This window comes from Tuberibacillus sp. Marseille-P3662 (assembly GCF_900178005.1).
Lineage (GTDB): Bacteria > Bacillota > Bacilli > Bacillales > Sporolactobacillaceae > Marseille-P3662.
Genome location: NZ_FXBS01000003.1, coordinates 378,948 through 395,928, shown reverse-complemented (window position 1 = coordinate 395,928; position 16,981 = coordinate 378,948). Strand labels below are relative to the sequence as shown.

Sequence of the window (16,981 nt, the reverse complement as noted above, 5' to 3'; positions counted from 1 at the left end):
TTCCTAGTCGAGCGACAGAAATTTTCTGTTAATTACCAGTTTACTGCAAATCAATTGTTCTATACAATATATAATTAATATATAAACAATCTCAAAATAAGAACGGTTGTGAAATAACCATGGAATTACGGCAGATTCATTACTTTATGGAGGTCGCAAGAAGGGAACATGTCACGGAAGCGGCTCATGTTCTGCACGTGGCTCAGTCAGCGATCAGTCGCCATATCTCTTTATTAGAAGAAGAATTGGGCGTATCGCTTTTTATTCGAGAAGGGCGGAACGTTAAATTAACATCCGTGGGGCGAGTGTTTCTGAAGCACATGGAGCGCGTGGTGTCTGAGCTCGATCAAGCCAAACAGGAAATTGACGATTATTTGAATCCGGAAAAAGGATTAATTCGACTAGGATTAGCAACAAGCCTGTCAATTGAAACCTTGCCGATGGCCCTCTCACAGTTTCGGGATGAGCATCCAGACATCCAATTTCAACTTCACCAAGGGTCAGCACAATATTTGAAGCAGTTAATTGATCAAGGTGATATTAATTTGGCTGTGATCTCACCGGTCCCGCACAATGTTGAACGCCTAACCGGCAACATTTTTTATACAGAAAAGCTCATCGCTTTGCTACCCTCTGACCATACGCTTGCTGAACAGGAGCGGTTAAGTTTAAAACAATTACGCCGAGAGCGGTTTGTGACTTTTCACAAAGGGATTGCGCTTCACGATATTGTCGTCAATGCTTGCAAGCAAGCCGGTTTCACTCCAGACATTGCGTTTGCGGGGGAGGATATTGAAACCATTAAAGGGTTGGTTTCCGCTGATTTCGGCATTGCTTTATTACCTGAACACGCCTTCCCTCATTCCCGAACGCCTGACTTGGTCACCAAGCAGATAACAGAACCTGAAATCACTCGAACGGTTGGCATTATCAAACCCAACACAAGAACAATGGCACCATCAGAAGAATTATTTAATCAATTTTTGATTGACTTCTATGAACGATTGTATAAATTCGGAAGCTAATCTCTATAAAGAAAGTACAGGATACTGGAACAAAAGGATATGAGTCACAGAATCATCCGAACATGTTTATTTAATCAGTTCGGATGATTTGTTGACACTTAAAGAAAGTATAAAAACTTTCTTCAAGTATAAGTGCAACTAAGGCTTTCGCCATTAAGGCTTGGCGACAAGCCAAGTTTTCTTTAAAATCGTCATTCCTGTCATCGCGTCGTCAAAATCCTTCGCTTGCCGCGAGCGTCTACGTATTTTGACGACGCTTAGAACGTGCTTTCATATCTCATGTCGGCTTCTGAGTACCCTGTTTTAGATTTGTCCCAGCCTTTGTTGGATTGACATTTCACATACTGCTTTCGACATCTTCCTCTTCGTATTGTAATTGACGGCGTCGTGAAGCTTCATTTACTTGCTCATCAGCATGATAGGAAGAGCGCACCATTGGTCCTGCCTCACAATGACGGAAACCTTTTTCTAAAGCGATACGCTTGAGTTCGTCAAATTCATCCGGATGATAATAACGCTCAACGTTCAAATGTTTCTTCGTTGGTTGCAAATATTGGCCAATAGCCATAATATCCACATCATGAGCAAGCAAATCATCCATCGCCTGTTCAATTTCCTCTTTGGTTTCACCCAAGCCAACCATCATACTTGATTTCACAGGTGTATTTGGCGAGATCTCTTTGACCCGCTGTAGTAATTGCAGTGAACGGTCATAAGTTGCAATTGCCCGAACCCGTTTCGTCAGACGACGGACGGTTTCAATATTGTGGTTGAAAATATCCGGCCCTGAATCCATTAACGTATGTAAACTATCGTAATCGCCCTTCATATCAGAAGGTAAGATTTCAACAGTACACCAGGGAACACGGCGGCGAATCGCGCGCACCGTTTCAGCAAAAACGGCTGCTCCACCATCTGCAAGGTCATCACGAGCAACAGCTGTAATCACGGCATGACGCAGTCCCATCATTTCAACCGATTCAGCAACGCGTTCAGGCTCGGCCCAATCTAATTCATTTGGTAAACCGGTTTTAACAGCACAAAAGCGGCAACCGCGGGTACATGTATCACCGAGAATCATGAAAGTGGCGGTCTTTCTAGTCGCCCAGCATTCATGAATATTCGGACACTTAGCTTCTTCACAGACCGTATGTAAGTTTTTCTCCCGCATCATTTTTTTCAAACCGGTATAATTTTTATTAGTATTCAGTTTAACTTTAAGCCAATCTGGTTTACGAACATGCTCTTCCTTCTTTGTCATATGTCAGGTCACTCCTTAACCGATTTAGCGCGAAAATGTATAGCTATCATCACTATATTTTGTTTTGGCCAATGTTTCAACTTCTTCTAATTGTTCCTTGGTTAAAGTATAGGGCTCTAACTTTACACCCAAACCCTTTTCAAATCCAGATTTAAATGCCGCCTTAACATCGGCAAGGTTTTTTTTATCCTCAAGAACATCGTTAATGGCCACTGCTTTACCTCCAAAGGACCGCCGCGCCCGTTCTTTGATACGTTCATTCGGATAGACAAATAAGTCAAAAAGCGCAACTTCATCAACATCAATCGGAATTGACCCGTGTTGTAAAATAACGCCCTTTTGCCTAGTTTGGGCGCTCCCGGCAGCTTTGCGGTCTTCAACAATCAACTCATACCAAGAAGGTTCTTCAAAACAAACGGCAGAATTCGTTTGTCCAAGTTTACCCTCGGGAATGGAAAAGTCAGCCTGAATGCCCAGACCGCTAAATCCTTCCAAAAGTCCTTGGGAAATCACCCGATAAGCTTCTGTCACCGATTTCGGCATTTTTTCATGCTCTTCCGCGACAATAACACTATAAGTGAGCTCATTATCATGCAAGACCGCCCGGCCTCCGGTTGGACGTCGCACAATGCGATAGCCGTGGTTGTGAGTGGCCTCAATATCAATTTTTCCTTTTGATTTTTGAAAATACCCTAATGACAAGCCTGGAGGGTCCCAACCATAAAACCGCAAGACAGGGGGAATCAACCCTTGACTGTGCCAATTCAGTAAAGACTCATCCAACGCCATATTGAATTCTGGCGTATGATAACCTGTATCCAAAAACACCCAAGTCTCAGTCATGATGTCACCTCAATTCTGATTAAGTTACTTTATTGCAGTAAATTAATTTCCATAATTATCATAACAAGCTTTGAACCAGGGTGTAAACATAATTGTGTTATAAAAAAAGAGGGGTGCTCCCTCTTTTTTACACCTTATACCGGTTCATATCATCGTTCAAAAGAGCCACCATAGTATCTAACTCTTCAACCTGGCTTAACATTTTTTCAATGGCTGATTCCTGTTCTGAAGTTGAAGCGGAAATTTCTTCTGAACTCGCGGCTGATTCTTCAGTTACGGCACTAATATTCTGAAAGACAGCAAGGATGCTTTGACTATTTTCTTCAGATTGTTGGATACGTTCCCGTAACGTTTGAATCTGTTGATTAATATGACTGACTTGTCCATCAATATCGCCAAAAGCCTCCGTTGTTTCTTCCATCGCCACATTTTGTTGATTCACTGTTTCAACATTGCTGTCCAAATTTGCAAAAACAGATTTTAAACCTTGGTGAATGTCATTAACACGATCAAAAATTTGTTTCGTAGCCTGGTCAGATGCCTCAGCTAATTTTCGAATTTCATCCGCGACCACTGCAAACCCTTTACCGGATTCCCCAGCACGGGCGGCTTCAATAGATGCATTTAATGCTAGTAAGTTGGTTTGTTCAGAGATATCCGACACTGTTTTTGCCATTTGATCAATCCCAGATGCATGACTTGAAAAATCCTTCAAAGCCTTTTCCATGTCTTTCGTAACCTTTTGACTGTTCTTGACCGCAGTCTGTTGTTTATCAACAGCTTCACGCCCTTTATTAATGGCCGTAACGGCTTGTTCAGTTTGTTGGACTGATTCATTAGAAACATTAAGTGTGTCACTGAATTGCGTTTGAATTTGATCCATCGACTCAACTGCACCGGCTAAATCACCCGAGACATTTTGCGTTCCTTGAGCCAGTTCATTGGTTGATCCAGCAATCTGCTTACTAATGTCTTTCAAGGTATGATTTTGATTCTTAATATCTGATGAAAATTCACCGAGTGTATAAGAAACCCCTTTAATCGAGTTCACCATACCTTTCAAATTAGTGACCATTTCATTGAAGGAATCATAGAGGTGCCCAATTTCATCATTGCGTTCATTATTAGGAAGCTCTGTCGTTAAATCGCCATCCGCAATCTTGCCGGCTGTTCGGGATAACCCATTAATAGACTTTGAAACTTGCAATGATAGAAAGGTGCCACATAAAGCAGCGATAACAAATAGAATCGCTCCTGCAACAGCGGCAAATATAACGATGGATTGAATTTCACTATCCGTCCGTTCTTCAAGGTAGTTATAGTAGTGATTCGCTCTTTCTCGCAATGTATACACATCATTAAGAATCCCTTTTATTCGGACAGACTGTGTTTTGGCGAGTGACGGCTTCTCATTTTCTAATGCGTTAAGAGCCTGATCTGTCAACGCTTTGGTTTTGTCTTGCATTTTTGCCAACAATTTGTCGTGCTGATCAATAAGTGTGGCCTGACTTAGTTGATCAAGCCGCTCTGATACACTTTCTAATTTCGATGTCGCATTGTCTTTATTTTCAAGTGTGTCATTCGTTGCATAATTGCTTAATGCTTGTTGAGCGCCAACCAACGAGGCATTGAGTTTTTCAATTTTCACCTTAACATCAACGTAATTGTTGTTTGAGTGCACCCCAAGTATTTGCCAGATGATAACGCCTAATAAGATAAAGACTAGAACTAATGGGGTTAAATTGATCAATAATAACCGATTTTTTAACTTTAAGTTCATGATTCTCCCCCCTCATTTTTCACAACGATCGTTCCGTCTTTAATCTTTTTCTTGATTGTTTGTAGGGTCTGTTTTTCTTTCTCAGTCAGTTTTGTTACCCGAATCGGTGCCAACGACACGCCTTCTTCATTTAAACCGAGAACCATTTGTCCCTTATCTAACTTGTTATCCTTAACAAGATCTTGAACAACCGTGTACATGGCCGTGTCAACACGTTTCATCATTGACGTCATGACAGCTTTTTCTGCGACATGAAATTGATCACTATCTACACCGATCGCATAGACACCGTTTTCCTGAGCGGCCTTTATCATCCCAACACCACTTAAGCCAGCGGCAGCGAATAAAACATCCGCCTTCTGATTGATCATGCTTTCAGCTATTGTCTTACCTGGAGCGGTTTGATTAAAAGTCCCAGTATAATCAATCAATACTTCAGCATCAGGATTCACTTTTTTTACTCCTTGCTGAAAACCGGATTCAAATTTTTTAATAACAGAAGCTTTCTCCCCTCCCACAAATCCGACAACATCAGATTTTGTTTTCATACCAGCGATCACACCCGCAAGATAACTGCCTTCATGTTCTTTAAAAGTGAGTGAAGTGACGTTTTTTAATTTTGAGACACTATCCACTAACAGAAATTGTTGGTCAGAGTGGTTCTTAGCAACTGTTTCAAGCGCTTCTTGACCTTCAAATCCTAAGCCGACAATTAAATCATAATCACCTTTCGCCAAATCCTTAAATGCATCCTCATAGGTCACCTCATCAGAGATTTCTCTATAATCAAATAAAATATTGAGTTTATTCCTTGCTTGGGTCAAACCGTTAAAAGCGGCATCATTGAAGGATTGATCCCCTAATCCACCATTTGATAAGACAATGCCAACTTTAGTAAATTCCTTTGGTTGATAATTTGCCTCGCTCTGACAGCCTGATAGCAATAGTCCCGTTGCAAGACATAGTATGACAAAAATATGGCGCACAGCTAACTCCCCTTTTAAATAAAAAATGTTTATGTTTTACATATCGACAAACGAACACATTTTTTTATGAAAAGGGTAATTTCAGCAATTGTGGCTATATAATGAATAATCTAATATATAAAACACGAGCCGCAGATCCACTTGGTAAAGGGGGGTTCTTGACCAAGTTAACTGAGGCCGTGCCCGCGGCAAGCGAAGGATTTTGACAAAACGATGACAGAAATAACTATTCTAAACAAATCATCCGAACGGATTAAATAAACAAGTTCGGATGATTCTATGACTCATATACTTTTGTTCCAGTCTCTTAGGATAAGATATAAAAACTTGAACCATCCACAATTTCTACATCTTCACGCTTTTTCAAATCAGTTATCAACTGAAATAAAGCGCCATCTTTTTTCTTTGCTTCAATCATGCAATCAATTTGCGGAACCGATCCGTTCACGGCTTTGACAAAGTGCATGAACCTATCAGCATCAACCGTATCGGCGTGACTGCGAAAGGCTTGGTCACTTTTCGGGCTTGAGATATGCATTTTCAACGGCAAGGGCGAGTTAGCCCATGTATCCACAATTCGGGGCCAATGACTTTCCCAGTCAGGATCGTCATGGTTAGCGAGATGATGGTGATAGTCGAACACCAATGGTACACCCAGTTTTTCACTTAAATAAAGGCCGTCCAACAGCGTAAATGACTTATCGTCGTTTTCAATCATTAACATCTGTTGAATGTCTTTGGGAATATACGCCCAGTTTGTCACAAACCGTTCCAAGGCCTTGGGTTTATCCTTGTAAGTACCGCCGACATGCAAGACACAACGATGCCTTGAATCTAAGTTCATACCCATTAACAATCGTCGATGGTAGCGTAAAATGTTGATGGATGCTTTCAATGTTTCCTTCTTAGGTGTATTGAGAACAACGAAATGATCCGGGTGAAAATCTAAGCGCATTTGGTGTTCTTTAGCGTAAGCACCCAATGATTGCAGCGGCTCCTGAATGGCTGACATGTAGTCCCAATCAGCAAGGGCCTCGTGTGTAGCTAACGGGACGAGCCGGGAACTTAAACGAAAAAAATGAATATCATGCGCCCAGTTATGCTTTAATAAACGTAGACAATTGTTAATATTAGACTGTGCGATATGCTCCAAACGCCGTCGGGCAGCGGCTGGATCATCCAACTGATTATAGCGTTTATACGTCATCGTTTGCGAGGGTGAGCTGTTTTCCAAATGGACACTCATCGCAACGTAACCGAGTCTGAACAACGTAGATGAGGGCATATGCTTCACTTCCTTGATCATCATTTTTACTAAGTCTCGCCTTTGGCACCATTGTTAAAATGCTATAGTGGTGCTTAGCGAGCAGGGAAGTGCCCTTAGATAGAAACTAGGATTAGTATATCGCATCACCGACATCATACTCATAAATGTTGTGTTTTATCGTTCACCGGTAGCTTTTTAATGTTTTGGCTACAAGTCCACTTAATGCCAACAAAGCCATCACATTTGGCAAGATCATAAAAGCATTAAGGGTGTCGGCGATTTCCCATACCAATCCAATTTTCAGCTGAGTACCAATAAAGACAAATCCAAGGACAAGACATCGATACAACACCGTTCGATTACCGAATAAGAATCTAACGTTAGTCTCCCCATAATAGTACCAGCCTAATATGGTGGTAAACGAGAAAAACAATAAGCTTATGGCAATGAAGTATTGACCGAATGCTCCAAACCCGCGCATGAAGCCCTCTTGGGTCAATGCAATGCTTGTTTCGTCGGTTGTAAATGCTCCTGTGGAAATGATGACCAATGCCGTCAAGGTACAAATCAGCAATGTATCAATAAGTACGCCTAACATCGCGACAAAGCCTTGTTCAACTGGATGATTCACGTCGGCCGCTGCATGGGCATGCGGCGTGGAGCCCATCCCTGCTTCATTCGTGAACAAACCACGGGAAATGCCGTACCTTATTGCTTCTTTGACCGTTGCACCAAGCAAGCCACCGCCAGCAGCTTCTGAACTGAAAGCATCGTTAATCATCAAACGAATCCCCGGCAAAAGTGCATCTACATGCATCACTAGAATCACAATACATCCAATAATATAAAATAACGCCATAAATGGGATCACTTTCTCGGCCACGGAAGCAATCCGATTAACACCACCAAAAATGATCAAACCAACAAAAACAACAAGAAGAATTCCGATCGTCGAAGATCGTATGGGAAAAGCTGTACTAAACGCAGCAGCAATTGAATTCGATTGAACCATGTTACCAATGAGTCCTAATGCGAGAACAACCGCCACCGCAAAAAATCCAGCCAACCACCGTTGATTAAGTCCCATGGATATGTAAAAGGCCGGACCACCATAAGCTTGATTACCAGATTTCACTTTAAACAATTGCGCAAGAACCGCTTCTGAAAAAATGGTAGCCATACCAAGAAATGAACTGATCCACATCCAAACAATCGACCCCGGACCGCCGCTGGCAATCGCCGTTGCTACTCCTGCCAGGTTACCCGTACCGACTTGCGCGGCAATCGACGTTGCTAATGCCTGAAATGACGTCATGCCGCTTGGTTGTCTTTCATTTTTCTTAAAAAGCGGACCCACAACTTGTTTTATCATCGCAGGCATTTTAAAGACTTGTAAAAAGCGTAGCCGGATCGTTAAATAGCATCCCGTACCAAGCAGGACAATCACCATCACCGATCCCCATAAAACATTATTAATGGCGTGGAAAATATCTGTTAACACCTGCATGTGCATTCACCTTTTTCAGTAACAATGTTGTAAAGAAAATGAATACAACATTATATGTGAAAGCAACGCCCAGCTATGCGGACGAGTTTATTTATGGGTACATTTGGGATATATGAATGGGATGAGGTACCTTCTATGGGACAAGTGCGTTCCAGCATTCTTCATTTTCGGGACAGAATAATTACAGTACGGGACACTTTTGTTGCGTTGCGGGACACCTACGGGACAGCGCACCTTCTATGGGACAAGTGCGTTCCAGCATTCTTCATTTTCGGGACAGAATAATTACAGTACGGGACACTTTTGTTGCGTTGCGGGACACCTACGGGACAGCGCACCTTCTATGGGACAGATGCGTTCCAACTTTCTTTATTTACGGGACAGAATAATTACAGTACGGGACACTTTTGTTGCGTTGCGGGACACCTACGGGACAGCGCACCTTCTTGAAGGCTACGGTCAAATTTACCCTAACCTAAAAAATTAGTTAGTAATGATCTGCAACCGTACATACCGAGCAGCAAGAAGACAAACCAAATAAAAAAATATATCAAGTCACCGAAAAAGGAAAACAAGCTCTGCAAGACTGGCTCGAAAACCAATTGAACATTTGCCACCAGCGATTGTGACTGTGACACTCGCCATCAATGCAGCCAACGTCCTCCTACTCCACAATGCCCGATTTTGCTTATCTGATTCCTGCCAACCATCATCGGAACACCGATCATTTCTTTAACAATACGAAAATATGCCAAAAATAAACACAAAGGGAAACCATTGAAGACGAACTAAGCCTTCCATTTCTCCCCTTGCTTCATTGCACTTTTACAGATCGGACATTCTTTTTCTTGAATCTGGGTTTCTTTATGGTTCGTTATTTGCTGCCAGCCATTACAAGACGAGCTTGTACACACCCAAGCGACAACTTTCTTATTTTTCTCATGGTTATCCTTTCTTCGATGATGTGGCTGCCGCTGGTTTTGGGTCTTCCGAGAGTCTGTTTCTTTTTCTTGAACCGGTTCGCCAAAGGCTTCGCACAAAAAGCGTGAGACGGCCGCTTTTTTTCCTCGATAAAAGGCGGGCGAACCTATGTATAATTCGTTTTCAGCTCTAGTGATCGCAACGTAAGCAATCCGCCTTTCTTCTTCAAGCGCTTCTGTGACTTGATCCCATGCCACACCGTCTTCCATATCGCCAGCTTCCAAGGCGGACCGATGTGGCAAGATGCCTTCTGACGCACCAATCACATAAACGACTGGGAATTCAAGTCCCTTGGCCCGGTGAATGGTCATTAATGAAACAGCATCAACTGACATATCGTTACGATCGTTCTTCATACCCTCATTTTTTTGAATCATATCATCGATGAAAGCAATAAAATTCGAAACAGTGTTAAACCGTTTTGCTGAGGATTCCAGTTCGTCCAACGATTCCTTGATGACTTCTTTATTCATCGTTAGCGACTGCCCCTCATCCGCTTCGATAAATTTATCATAAAATGTATCTCGAATCGTGCGGATTGCCTTAACGGGTTGATCTTCCTTCAATTTTTTAATCAGACGGATCCGTTCTTCAATCTTTTTCTTTTGAAAATCTTTAACCCGCGAGAAGCTCTGCAAATGTATCAGCGGGTATTTTTTCTTAGTCCAGGCTTCTTGATGTCTGACAAACTCAATACCTTTTTCTCTATTAATATACAAACTTGGTAAAATACTTTCGATCGCGTCTAAATCCCGTGGATTGAGTGATAACCTTAAATGGTCGATTACCGGTTTGACGCTCCATTGTTCATAGAAAACCTGATTGACCGATGAATAGTGAACGAACGGGAGCTCGTCGAGCGTTAATTGCTCGAACATAGAACGGCTATTGTTGGCGGTTCTATGTAAAATCGCAAAATCACCGTAATGATAAGCACCGCTCGCGACCTTAGCTTCGATATCTTCAGCGATCCACTTGGCTTCATCATCTGTCGTATCCGGATGAAAAAATTGAGGAACATGATGACTTTGTTTTGTCGCTTGCAGTATCTTGCTTTTTCGTTGTTTATTAGTTCGAATCACATCATTCCCAAGGCCAACAATCCCCACGTTTGATCTATAATTAATATCGAGCGTCACCGTTTTCACCTTAGAAAAAATCTTGTCAAAGTTTAAGATGATATCGCTTTTGGCGCCATTAAATGAATAGATGGTTTGGTCATCATCACCGACGACCATTAGATTTTGATGGCTGTCGGCCAGCATTTTAACAAGCTCATATTGTAAAGTATTCGTATCTTGAAATTCATCAACCATAATATAGCGAAACCGCTCTTGTAAAACTTGCAGCAACTGCGGCGACTGCTTTAACATTTGATAGGCTTCACATAAGATATCGTCAAAATCCCATTGGTTATTCTCACGTTTCCAAGCCTCGTACCGTTTGAAAATGGATTGAACATTCTTATCAGCCGTCGTCTTAGAAGGCATTTGTTCAGTCCCCATCCGATTCACCTTATAATAGGAAAAAAGCGCCAAAAGGGTTTCCGGTTCATGCGCGTCGACAATGCCCATCTCTTTTAAAATGAGTTTAATAATGGTCTGCTTGTAGCGTTCATTGCTTAAAATCACTTGCTTGTAACCCCGGCTTCTAAGGAGTTTTAAGAAAAACGCATGGAATGTACTGGCTTGGATACTCCGAGCCATTTGCTCCGTTAATCCCGGCAATCCTCCGATTCTCTCTTTCATTTCTTCCGCAGCTTTCTTGGTAAACGTAACGAGAAGAATATTTTTGGGATGAACCTTTTGTATGCTCACTAAATATCCCGTACGACAAACTAATACGGAGGTCTTCCCTGAACCCGCACCGGCCAGCGTCAATAATGGCCCTTCAGTATAACGGACGGCTTCAGTTTGCGCTGGATTGAGATAGACACCCGACTCTTCTAGCTTACGAAAATAAGCGGCATCAGTGTCATGGTCTTGAACGATTTGACTGGTATGGACAGTATCAGCCACTTCTGCCATGGGCACCGGTCGCTCTTTGACCCCAAATGGCCTTTGATAAAAGCGTTGCTCTGACATATGTATCACCTTGGATGTAAATTAAAATGTATCAATTGTTCGTATGTCGAATCCTGTAATCATCCCTCAATGTCACCTAAGGGATCCTTTTTGTATGCTTCATTTTACCGCGTGATGCTCTTAACGATCACAATACCCATCGGTAAATCGCTTGAGCAACACCATCATTATTATTCGTCCCCGTTATGCCATCAGCAGCATCTTTGACATCCTGCTGGGCATTACCCATAGCAATGCCATATCCTGCTTCATTGATCATCGCGATATCATTTAAACTATCCCCCATAGCTAGGACATGATCCATGGTTATATTAAGTCGATCACAGACTGATTGTAATCCATTGGCCTTGTTCACACCTTTTGCATTAACTTCAATATTGGTCGGATTAGAATTGCTAATTTCAAACTGATGACGGTTAGCCAATGTTCTGAGAACGCTCGTCCTCGCTTGATCATCACTTGTTTGAAATCCAAATTTGAGCCATTGGTGAAGAGACACATCATCTGGAAATTCATTGCGCCATACCTTGTCTGTTGTGACACACCAAAAGTTTGTAAGATACCGTTCTGCCAGTTCATGCATCCATAGAATTGAATCAGTTGGAAGCGAATGTTGTTCCACTAATTCGCCAGAGTCACCCCAAATTTCGCTACCATTAACCGTAACGAGATAAGATGATAATTGTAGTGCATCGGCATATTCTCGGCAAGTAGCGATTGAACGCCCTGTGCTTAAAACAACATAGATGCCCCGTTCTTGAGCTCCACGAATAGCCTGGCGATTCTTCTCCGTTATCTCTTCCTGATCGTTTAATAGCGTTCCGTCCATATCTAAAGCAATGAGCTTAATCTGGTTCATAGCGATGCCCCCAATTTAATTCCGCATAACATAACTAAATTATATCCAAACTCCCACCGCCATTCAATGGAAAGTAAAGGCCTATTAAACCCTTCCACAAGATGATGTATGTTAATATTGATTTGGAAAGATCCTATTAAGATTAGCTAAATTAGAGGTGTTATGAATGGAAGCATTAAATCTTAATCTTGAAGAAACCGCGCTTATAGTGATCGATTTACAAAAAGGCATTGTTGGTATGGGTGGACAACCTTATGACAATCAGGATGTCGTCAACAATAATAAGAAGCTAGCTGAAGCTTTCCGTGAAAAAGGCGGGTTTGTCACTCTTGTTCATGTGGATTTTCATGATGGCGGAGATGCTTTACAACCCATCACGGATCAACCCAGCGCTTCAGGTCAATCTGAAAGACCTGACGATTGGACCGATATGGTCCCTGAACTTGGACCTGAATCCACTGATCTTATTGTCACCAAACGCAATTGGGGCGCCTTTTTCGGAACTGATCTAGATTTGCAATTACGGCGACGTGGTATCAAAAATATTGTCCTAAGTGGTATTGCGACAAATATTGGTGTGGAAACAACTGCTCGTGAAGCTTTCCAGCGGAACTATCAGCAAGTGTTTGCTACCGATGCGATGAATGCTCTGACCAAAGAAGAACATGACTTCACCGTATCATATATGTTTCCGAAAATGGGACGGGTGCGGTCAACTGAAGATATTTTAAACAACCTATAATAGGCAGTTGAATTGTTATCCAAACCATCATTAAAAACCCCCGGAAGCTTATGCCTCCGGGGTTTTTAGTGTCATCCTTATGCTTCTGTAACCACAATGTCGTCATCAGCGGCATCAACTTTAACGTTCGTGATATCACCTTTTTGTAACATTAAGTCAGCGATGCCGTCTTCGACTTTTTCTTCGATGACGCGTCGCAATGGACGAGCACCAAATTGTGGATTATAACCGAGTTCAGCAATTTTATCTTTTGCGGCGTTGGTTAATTCAATATTGACACCTTGTTCATGAGCCGCATCATAGACCTCTTCCATCATCAAATCAACAATTTTGATAAGATTGTCTTGAGAAAGTTGACGGAATTGCACGATACCGTCAAAACGGTTTAAGAACTCTGGACGGAAGTAAGCGCTAAGATTGTTAATGACATCGGCTTGCGGCTCTTCTTCTTCGGCATTTCCAAAGCCGACGGTAATCTTTTTCACACTTGCTGATCCAGCGTTACTTGTCATAATAATGACCGTATCTTTGAAGCTGACTGTACGACCTTGGCTGTCTGTCAATCGGCCATCTTCCATGATTTGCAAGAACATGTGTTGAACATCAGGATGGGCTTTTTCAATTTCATCCAAAAGAATAATGCTGTATGGCTGCCTGCGAACACGTTCCGTCAATTGACCAGCTTCATCATGACCAACATATCCTGGTGGCGAACCGATCAGTTTCGAGACAGAATGTTTCTCCATGTACTCACTCATATCAAGGCGAATCATGGCCTCAGGATCACCAAACATTTCTTCAGCTAATGTTTTGGATAATTCGGTTTTACCAACACCGGTTGGTCCCACAAACAAGAATGAGCCGATTGGACGGTGTTTCTTCCGGAAGCCAGAACGATTACGGCGAATGGCTTTAGCCACTTTTTGCACCGCTTCATCTTGACCAATAACATTGGCATTAATCCGATCAGCCAAGTTCTTCATCTTCTCTTGTTCATCGCGCTGCAATTTCCGGACTGGGATACCGGTTTTTCCTTCCACAATCTTCTGGACGGTTTCGATGTCCACAGCGGCTTTTTGATGATTGTTTTCATGTTCGCCTTTGCTATCCTTCAACTGTTCTTGAAGTTGCAATTCTTCATCACGAAGTTTAGCCGCTCTTTCATATTCTTCATTTTGCGTTGCCTGTTCTTTTTCCGCAGCAATTTGTTCAAGACGAGCCTCTACATCATCCGTCGCTTCAGATGCATTAAGAAGGTTGATCTTCGAGCCCGCTTCATCCATAAGATCGATGGCTTTATCCGGTAAAAACCGGTCTTGAATATAGCGGTTAGACAAGGTGACGCAGGCTCGCAGTACATCGTCATCATACTTGACATCATGGTATTTTTCATAGTTTTCTTGAAGTCCTTTAAGGATTTCCACAGCTTGATCAACCGTTGGTTCATTGACCATGACGGGTTGAAAACGACGTTCAAGTGCAGCATCTTTTTCGATTTTTCGATACTCATTAAGCGTTGTGGCGCCAATAACCTGAATGTCGCCGCGTGCAAGTGCTGGTTTCAAAATATTACCTGCATCGGATGAACCTTCCGCTGACCCTGCACCAACGATTTGGTGAATCTCATCAATGAAAACAATCGCGTTTTTACGCTCTTGCAATTCACTAACCAATTGCTTCATCCGCTCTTCGAATTGACCACGGACACCCGTTCCGGCAACGAGAGAATTCACATCTAGTAGATAGATGCTCTTATTCTTCAATTTATTTGGAACGTTGCCATCAGCTATGCGCAAGGCTAGTCCTTCAGCAATTGCTGTTTTACCAACACCTGGTTCACCAATTAAGGCCGGATTGTTTTTGTTACGGCGATTGAGTGTTTCGATGACACGTTCGACTTCTTGATCGCGTCCGATCACTGGATCAACTAACCCTGCTTTAGCAGCATCGGTTAAGTTTTTACCTAACTCATCCAATAAACCTCCGCCGCCTTGACCAGACTGGCTTTGGGCTTGTTTCGTACCTTGCTGTCCGCCGTTCATACCGGCATTCTGTTGCATCATCTGTTTCAAGAGATCATCGATGGATGAAAAATGACCACCCATGCCTGCCGGAAATTTGCTTTGTTGTCTTAGTTGTTTATAACATGTCTCACATAGACTTAGGTTTTGTTGTTGCTGATTCATTTGAATCGTTAAATCAACTACGGCAGGGTTCTGTTGACAATTATCACATTGTATTGCCATGAACCTCAGGCCTCCTTTAAATAGTTTTGATTTCACCATTAATTTTAGACTTTGACTTTCTTTGACCTTTTGATTTATATTTTAACTCTCATTCCTATACCCTTTCAAGTACTATGCTTGAATCAAGGAATCAGAGTTATGAGCAAGATCATTACTGACTTTCTTTGACCTTTTAATTATATTATAACAAGCATATTAGGTATATGCAACGTGACCCGTTTCGTAGATGGTTAACCAATAACCATCTAACCCATATTATACTCTGACCTTTTTTGACTTTCAAGGATGAAATTTGACTTGTAAAGTATAAAAACGTCAAAACCCGGTTACAATGTTAATGAGATGCATTGGATCCTTGCATTGAACATAAAACTCCCCCAAAGTTTGACCCCGCCTTATTTCAAGGCGGGGTATTTTATGATTATTTCAATTGTGGACGAAGCGCGTCTGTACTTGGATTTAAATCATTGCTCTTATTTGTTTCTCGTTCTTGTCTGAACCATTTAAAGAAGATATAACCGAAAGTTGCAATAAACACAATTTCTTGCATGACCTTCATGACGACACCGCCAGTATGTTGGTCTTCCAAACGTGACATGATCCAAATAACCGGCTCCGTAGCCACACTTTCATAGAGCATGCCTGGGGCAAATGTGATCATAGCACATGCCGGTGTTAATAAAACACTAGCAAAGAAGACATAAATCAACTTCTTAGGATTATCGATTGTTCCCAGTTCATCGGTCGGTGGTATAATCACCCACCACATGATGAAAGCAAGAAAGATTAAAAAGATATTCGCTAAAATCATATAGGTCATGTCGCTCATAATAGCATCAAAAAATATCGGGATATGATAAAACGATAAGAACAAATTAAACAGGGAAACAGCTAATAACGGTTTCAATAATATTTTTAACACAAACTTAACAGGCGTAACTCTAATGACTGGGATGACCATCCATTCATATAAGCCCGCAAGCAATAACGGTGGAAAAACAAAATAAATGACGGACATCGAAAACATATGAACACTGAAAAAGAAATGGTGACCAATCGCCTTAACCGGGCTACCCTCAGCTATGTAAAATGCGAGCAAACCCGCTAGAAAAAAGAATAATTTCATCCCTTTTTTTTCCAGTTTCACTGTATGCCGTTTTTCATAGGAATGGACACTCCATATATATATAGCGCCTATAAAGAGTAAAATCCCAATCATAACCGGTGACCACATTTGGACAAAGGACAAATCAGAAATGGAATCATAATCACGCATATATTAGCCCTCTCTTATTACTATAATACTGTCTCTATATTAACAGCATACCAAATAAACTGTCAGTATAACCACTTATTATGTGACCATTCTTTAAAGAAAACCACCAAGCCCATTAGCCTGG

The 16,981-nt window shown here is 41.8% G+C and carries 12 protein-coding genes; 2 read left to right on the top strand and 10 right to left on the bottom strand.

Translation table 11 applies throughout. The features are described 5' to 3' along the window. The first annotated feature begins 119 nt into the window (after positions 1-119). The gene (locus B9Y89_RS03530) at positions 120-1,025 is read left to right on the top strand and encodes a LysR family transcriptional regulator (protein ID WP_085521560.1); all 906 of its coding nucleotides are present in this window, start codon (positions 120-122) and stop codon (positions 1,023-1,025) included. Positions 1,026-1,362: 337 nt separating this feature from the next. Here the strand turns inward: B9Y89_RS03530 and lipA are convergent, their stop codons facing one another. From lipA to B9Y89_RS03490, 8 genes are all read right to left on the bottom strand, one after another. After that, on the bottom strand, positions 1,363-2,286 hold the full coding sequence (lipA, locus tag B9Y89_RS03525; RefSeq protein WP_085521559.1) for a lipoyl synthase: 924 nt from the start codon (positions 2,284-2,286) through the stop codon (positions 1,363-1,365). A gap of 24 nt (positions 2,287-2,310) precedes the next feature. Further along, complete coding sequence (locus B9Y89_RS03520; RefSeq protein ID WP_139822693.1) at positions 2,311-3,132, bottom strand: lipoate--protein ligase family protein; 822 nt, start codon at positions 3,130-3,132, stop codon at positions 2,311-2,313. 124 nt (positions 3,133-3,256) lie between these two features. Continuing rightward, positions 3,257-4,909 carry a methyl-accepting chemotaxis protein gene (locus B9Y89_RS03515; RefSeq protein ID WP_085521555.1) on the bottom strand — a complete coding sequence of 551 codons (1,653 nt, stop codon included), beginning with the start codon at positions 4,907-4,909 and terminating at the stop codon, positions 3,257-3,259. Continuing rightward, a complete protein-coding gene (locus B9Y89_RS03510; RefSeq protein ID WP_085521553.1) occupies positions 4,906-5,895 on the bottom strand; it encodes a BMP family lipoprotein in 990 nt (329 codons plus the stop codon). The genes B9Y89_RS03515 and B9Y89_RS03510 overlap by 4 nt, the downstream gene beginning before the upstream one ends. A 307-nt stretch (positions 5,896-6,202) precedes the next feature. Continuing rightward, positions 6,203-7,180 carry a UV DNA damage repair endonuclease UvsE gene (gene uvsE / locus B9Y89_RS03505; RefSeq protein ID WP_085521551.1) on the bottom strand — a complete coding sequence of 326 codons (978 nt, stop codon included), beginning with the start codon at positions 7,178-7,180 and terminating at the stop codon, positions 6,203-6,205. Positions 7,181-7,343: 163 nt separating this feature from the next. Then, complete coding sequence (locus B9Y89_RS03500; RefSeq protein WP_085521549.1) at positions 7,344-8,669, bottom strand: alanine/glycine:cation symporter family protein; 1,326 nt, start codon at positions 8,667-8,669, stop codon at positions 7,344-7,346. 788 nt (positions 8,670-9,457) lie between these two features. Then, positions 9,458-11,734, bottom strand: a complete 2,277-nt coding sequence (locus tag B9Y89_RS03495) for a UvrD-helicase domain-containing protein (RefSeq protein WP_085521547.1) — start codon at positions 11,732-11,734, stop codon at positions 9,458-9,460. Positions 11,735-11,861: 127 nt separating this feature from the next. Next, entirely contained in the window at positions 11,862-12,593 is a 732-nt protein-coding gene (locus B9Y89_RS03490) for a Cof-type HAD-IIB family hydrolase (protein ID WP_085521546.1), read from the bottom strand. Between the two features lie 166 nt (positions 12,594-12,759). On the opposite strand from B9Y89_RS03490, the gene B9Y89_RS03485 reads away from it, so the two are divergent. Then, positions 12,760-13,335 carry a hydrolase gene (locus tag B9Y89_RS03485; protein WP_085521544.1) on the top strand — a complete coding sequence of 192 codons (576 nt, stop codon included), beginning with the start codon at positions 12,760-12,762 and terminating at the stop codon, positions 13,333-13,335. Positions 13,336-13,412: 77 nt separating this feature from the next. Here the strand turns inward: B9Y89_RS03485 and B9Y89_RS03480 are convergent, their stop codons facing one another. After that, positions 13,413-15,575, bottom strand: a complete 2,163-nt coding sequence (locus B9Y89_RS03480; RefSeq protein WP_085521626.1) for an ATP-dependent Clp protease ATP-binding subunit — start codon at positions 15,573-15,575, stop codon at positions 13,413-13,415. Positions 15,576-16,002: 427 nt separating this feature from the next. Continuing rightward, complete coding sequence (locus tag B9Y89_RS03475; RefSeq protein WP_085521542.1) at positions 16,003-16,857, bottom strand: cytochrome c oxidase assembly protein; 855 nt, start codon at positions 16,855-16,857, stop codon at positions 16,003-16,005. Positions 16,858-16,981 lie beyond the last annotated feature (124 nt).

Bases quoted from the DNA above. Each gene is read 5' to 3' on its own strand.
- uvsE (WP_085521551.1), bottom strand. From the start codon at position 7,180: ATGCCCTCATCTACGTTGTTCAGACTCGGTTACGTTGCGATGAGTGTC.
- B9Y89_RS03485 (WP_085521544.1), top strand. From the start codon at position 12,760: ATGGAAGCATTAAATCTTAATCTTGAAGAAACCGCGCTTATAGTGATC.
- B9Y89_RS03500 (WP_085521549.1), bottom strand. From the start codon at position 8,669: ATGCAGGTGTTAACAGATATTTTCCACGCCATTAATAATGTTTTATGG.
- B9Y89_RS03495 (WP_085521547.1), bottom strand. From the start codon at position 11,734: ATGTCAGAGCAACGCTTTTATCAAAGGCCATTTGGGGTCAAAGAGCGA.
- B9Y89_RS03475 (WP_085521542.1), bottom strand. From the start codon at position 16,857: ATGCGTGATTATGATTCCATTTCTGATTTGTCCTTTGTCCAAATGTGG.
- B9Y89_RS03530 (WP_085521560.1), top strand. From the start codon at position 120: ATGGAATTACGGCAGATTCATTACTTTATGGAGGTCGCAAGAAGGGAA.
- lipA (WP_085521559.1), bottom strand. From the start codon at position 2,286: ATGACAAAGAAGGAAGAGCATGTTCGTAAACCAGATTGGCTTAAAGTT.
- B9Y89_RS03490 (WP_085521546.1), bottom strand. From the start codon at position 12,593: ATGAACCAGATTAAGCTCATTGCTTTAGATATGGACGGAACGCTATTA.
- B9Y89_RS03515 (WP_085521555.1), bottom strand. From the start codon at position 4,909: ATGAACTTAAAGTTAAAAAATCGGTTATTATTGATCAATTTAACCCCA.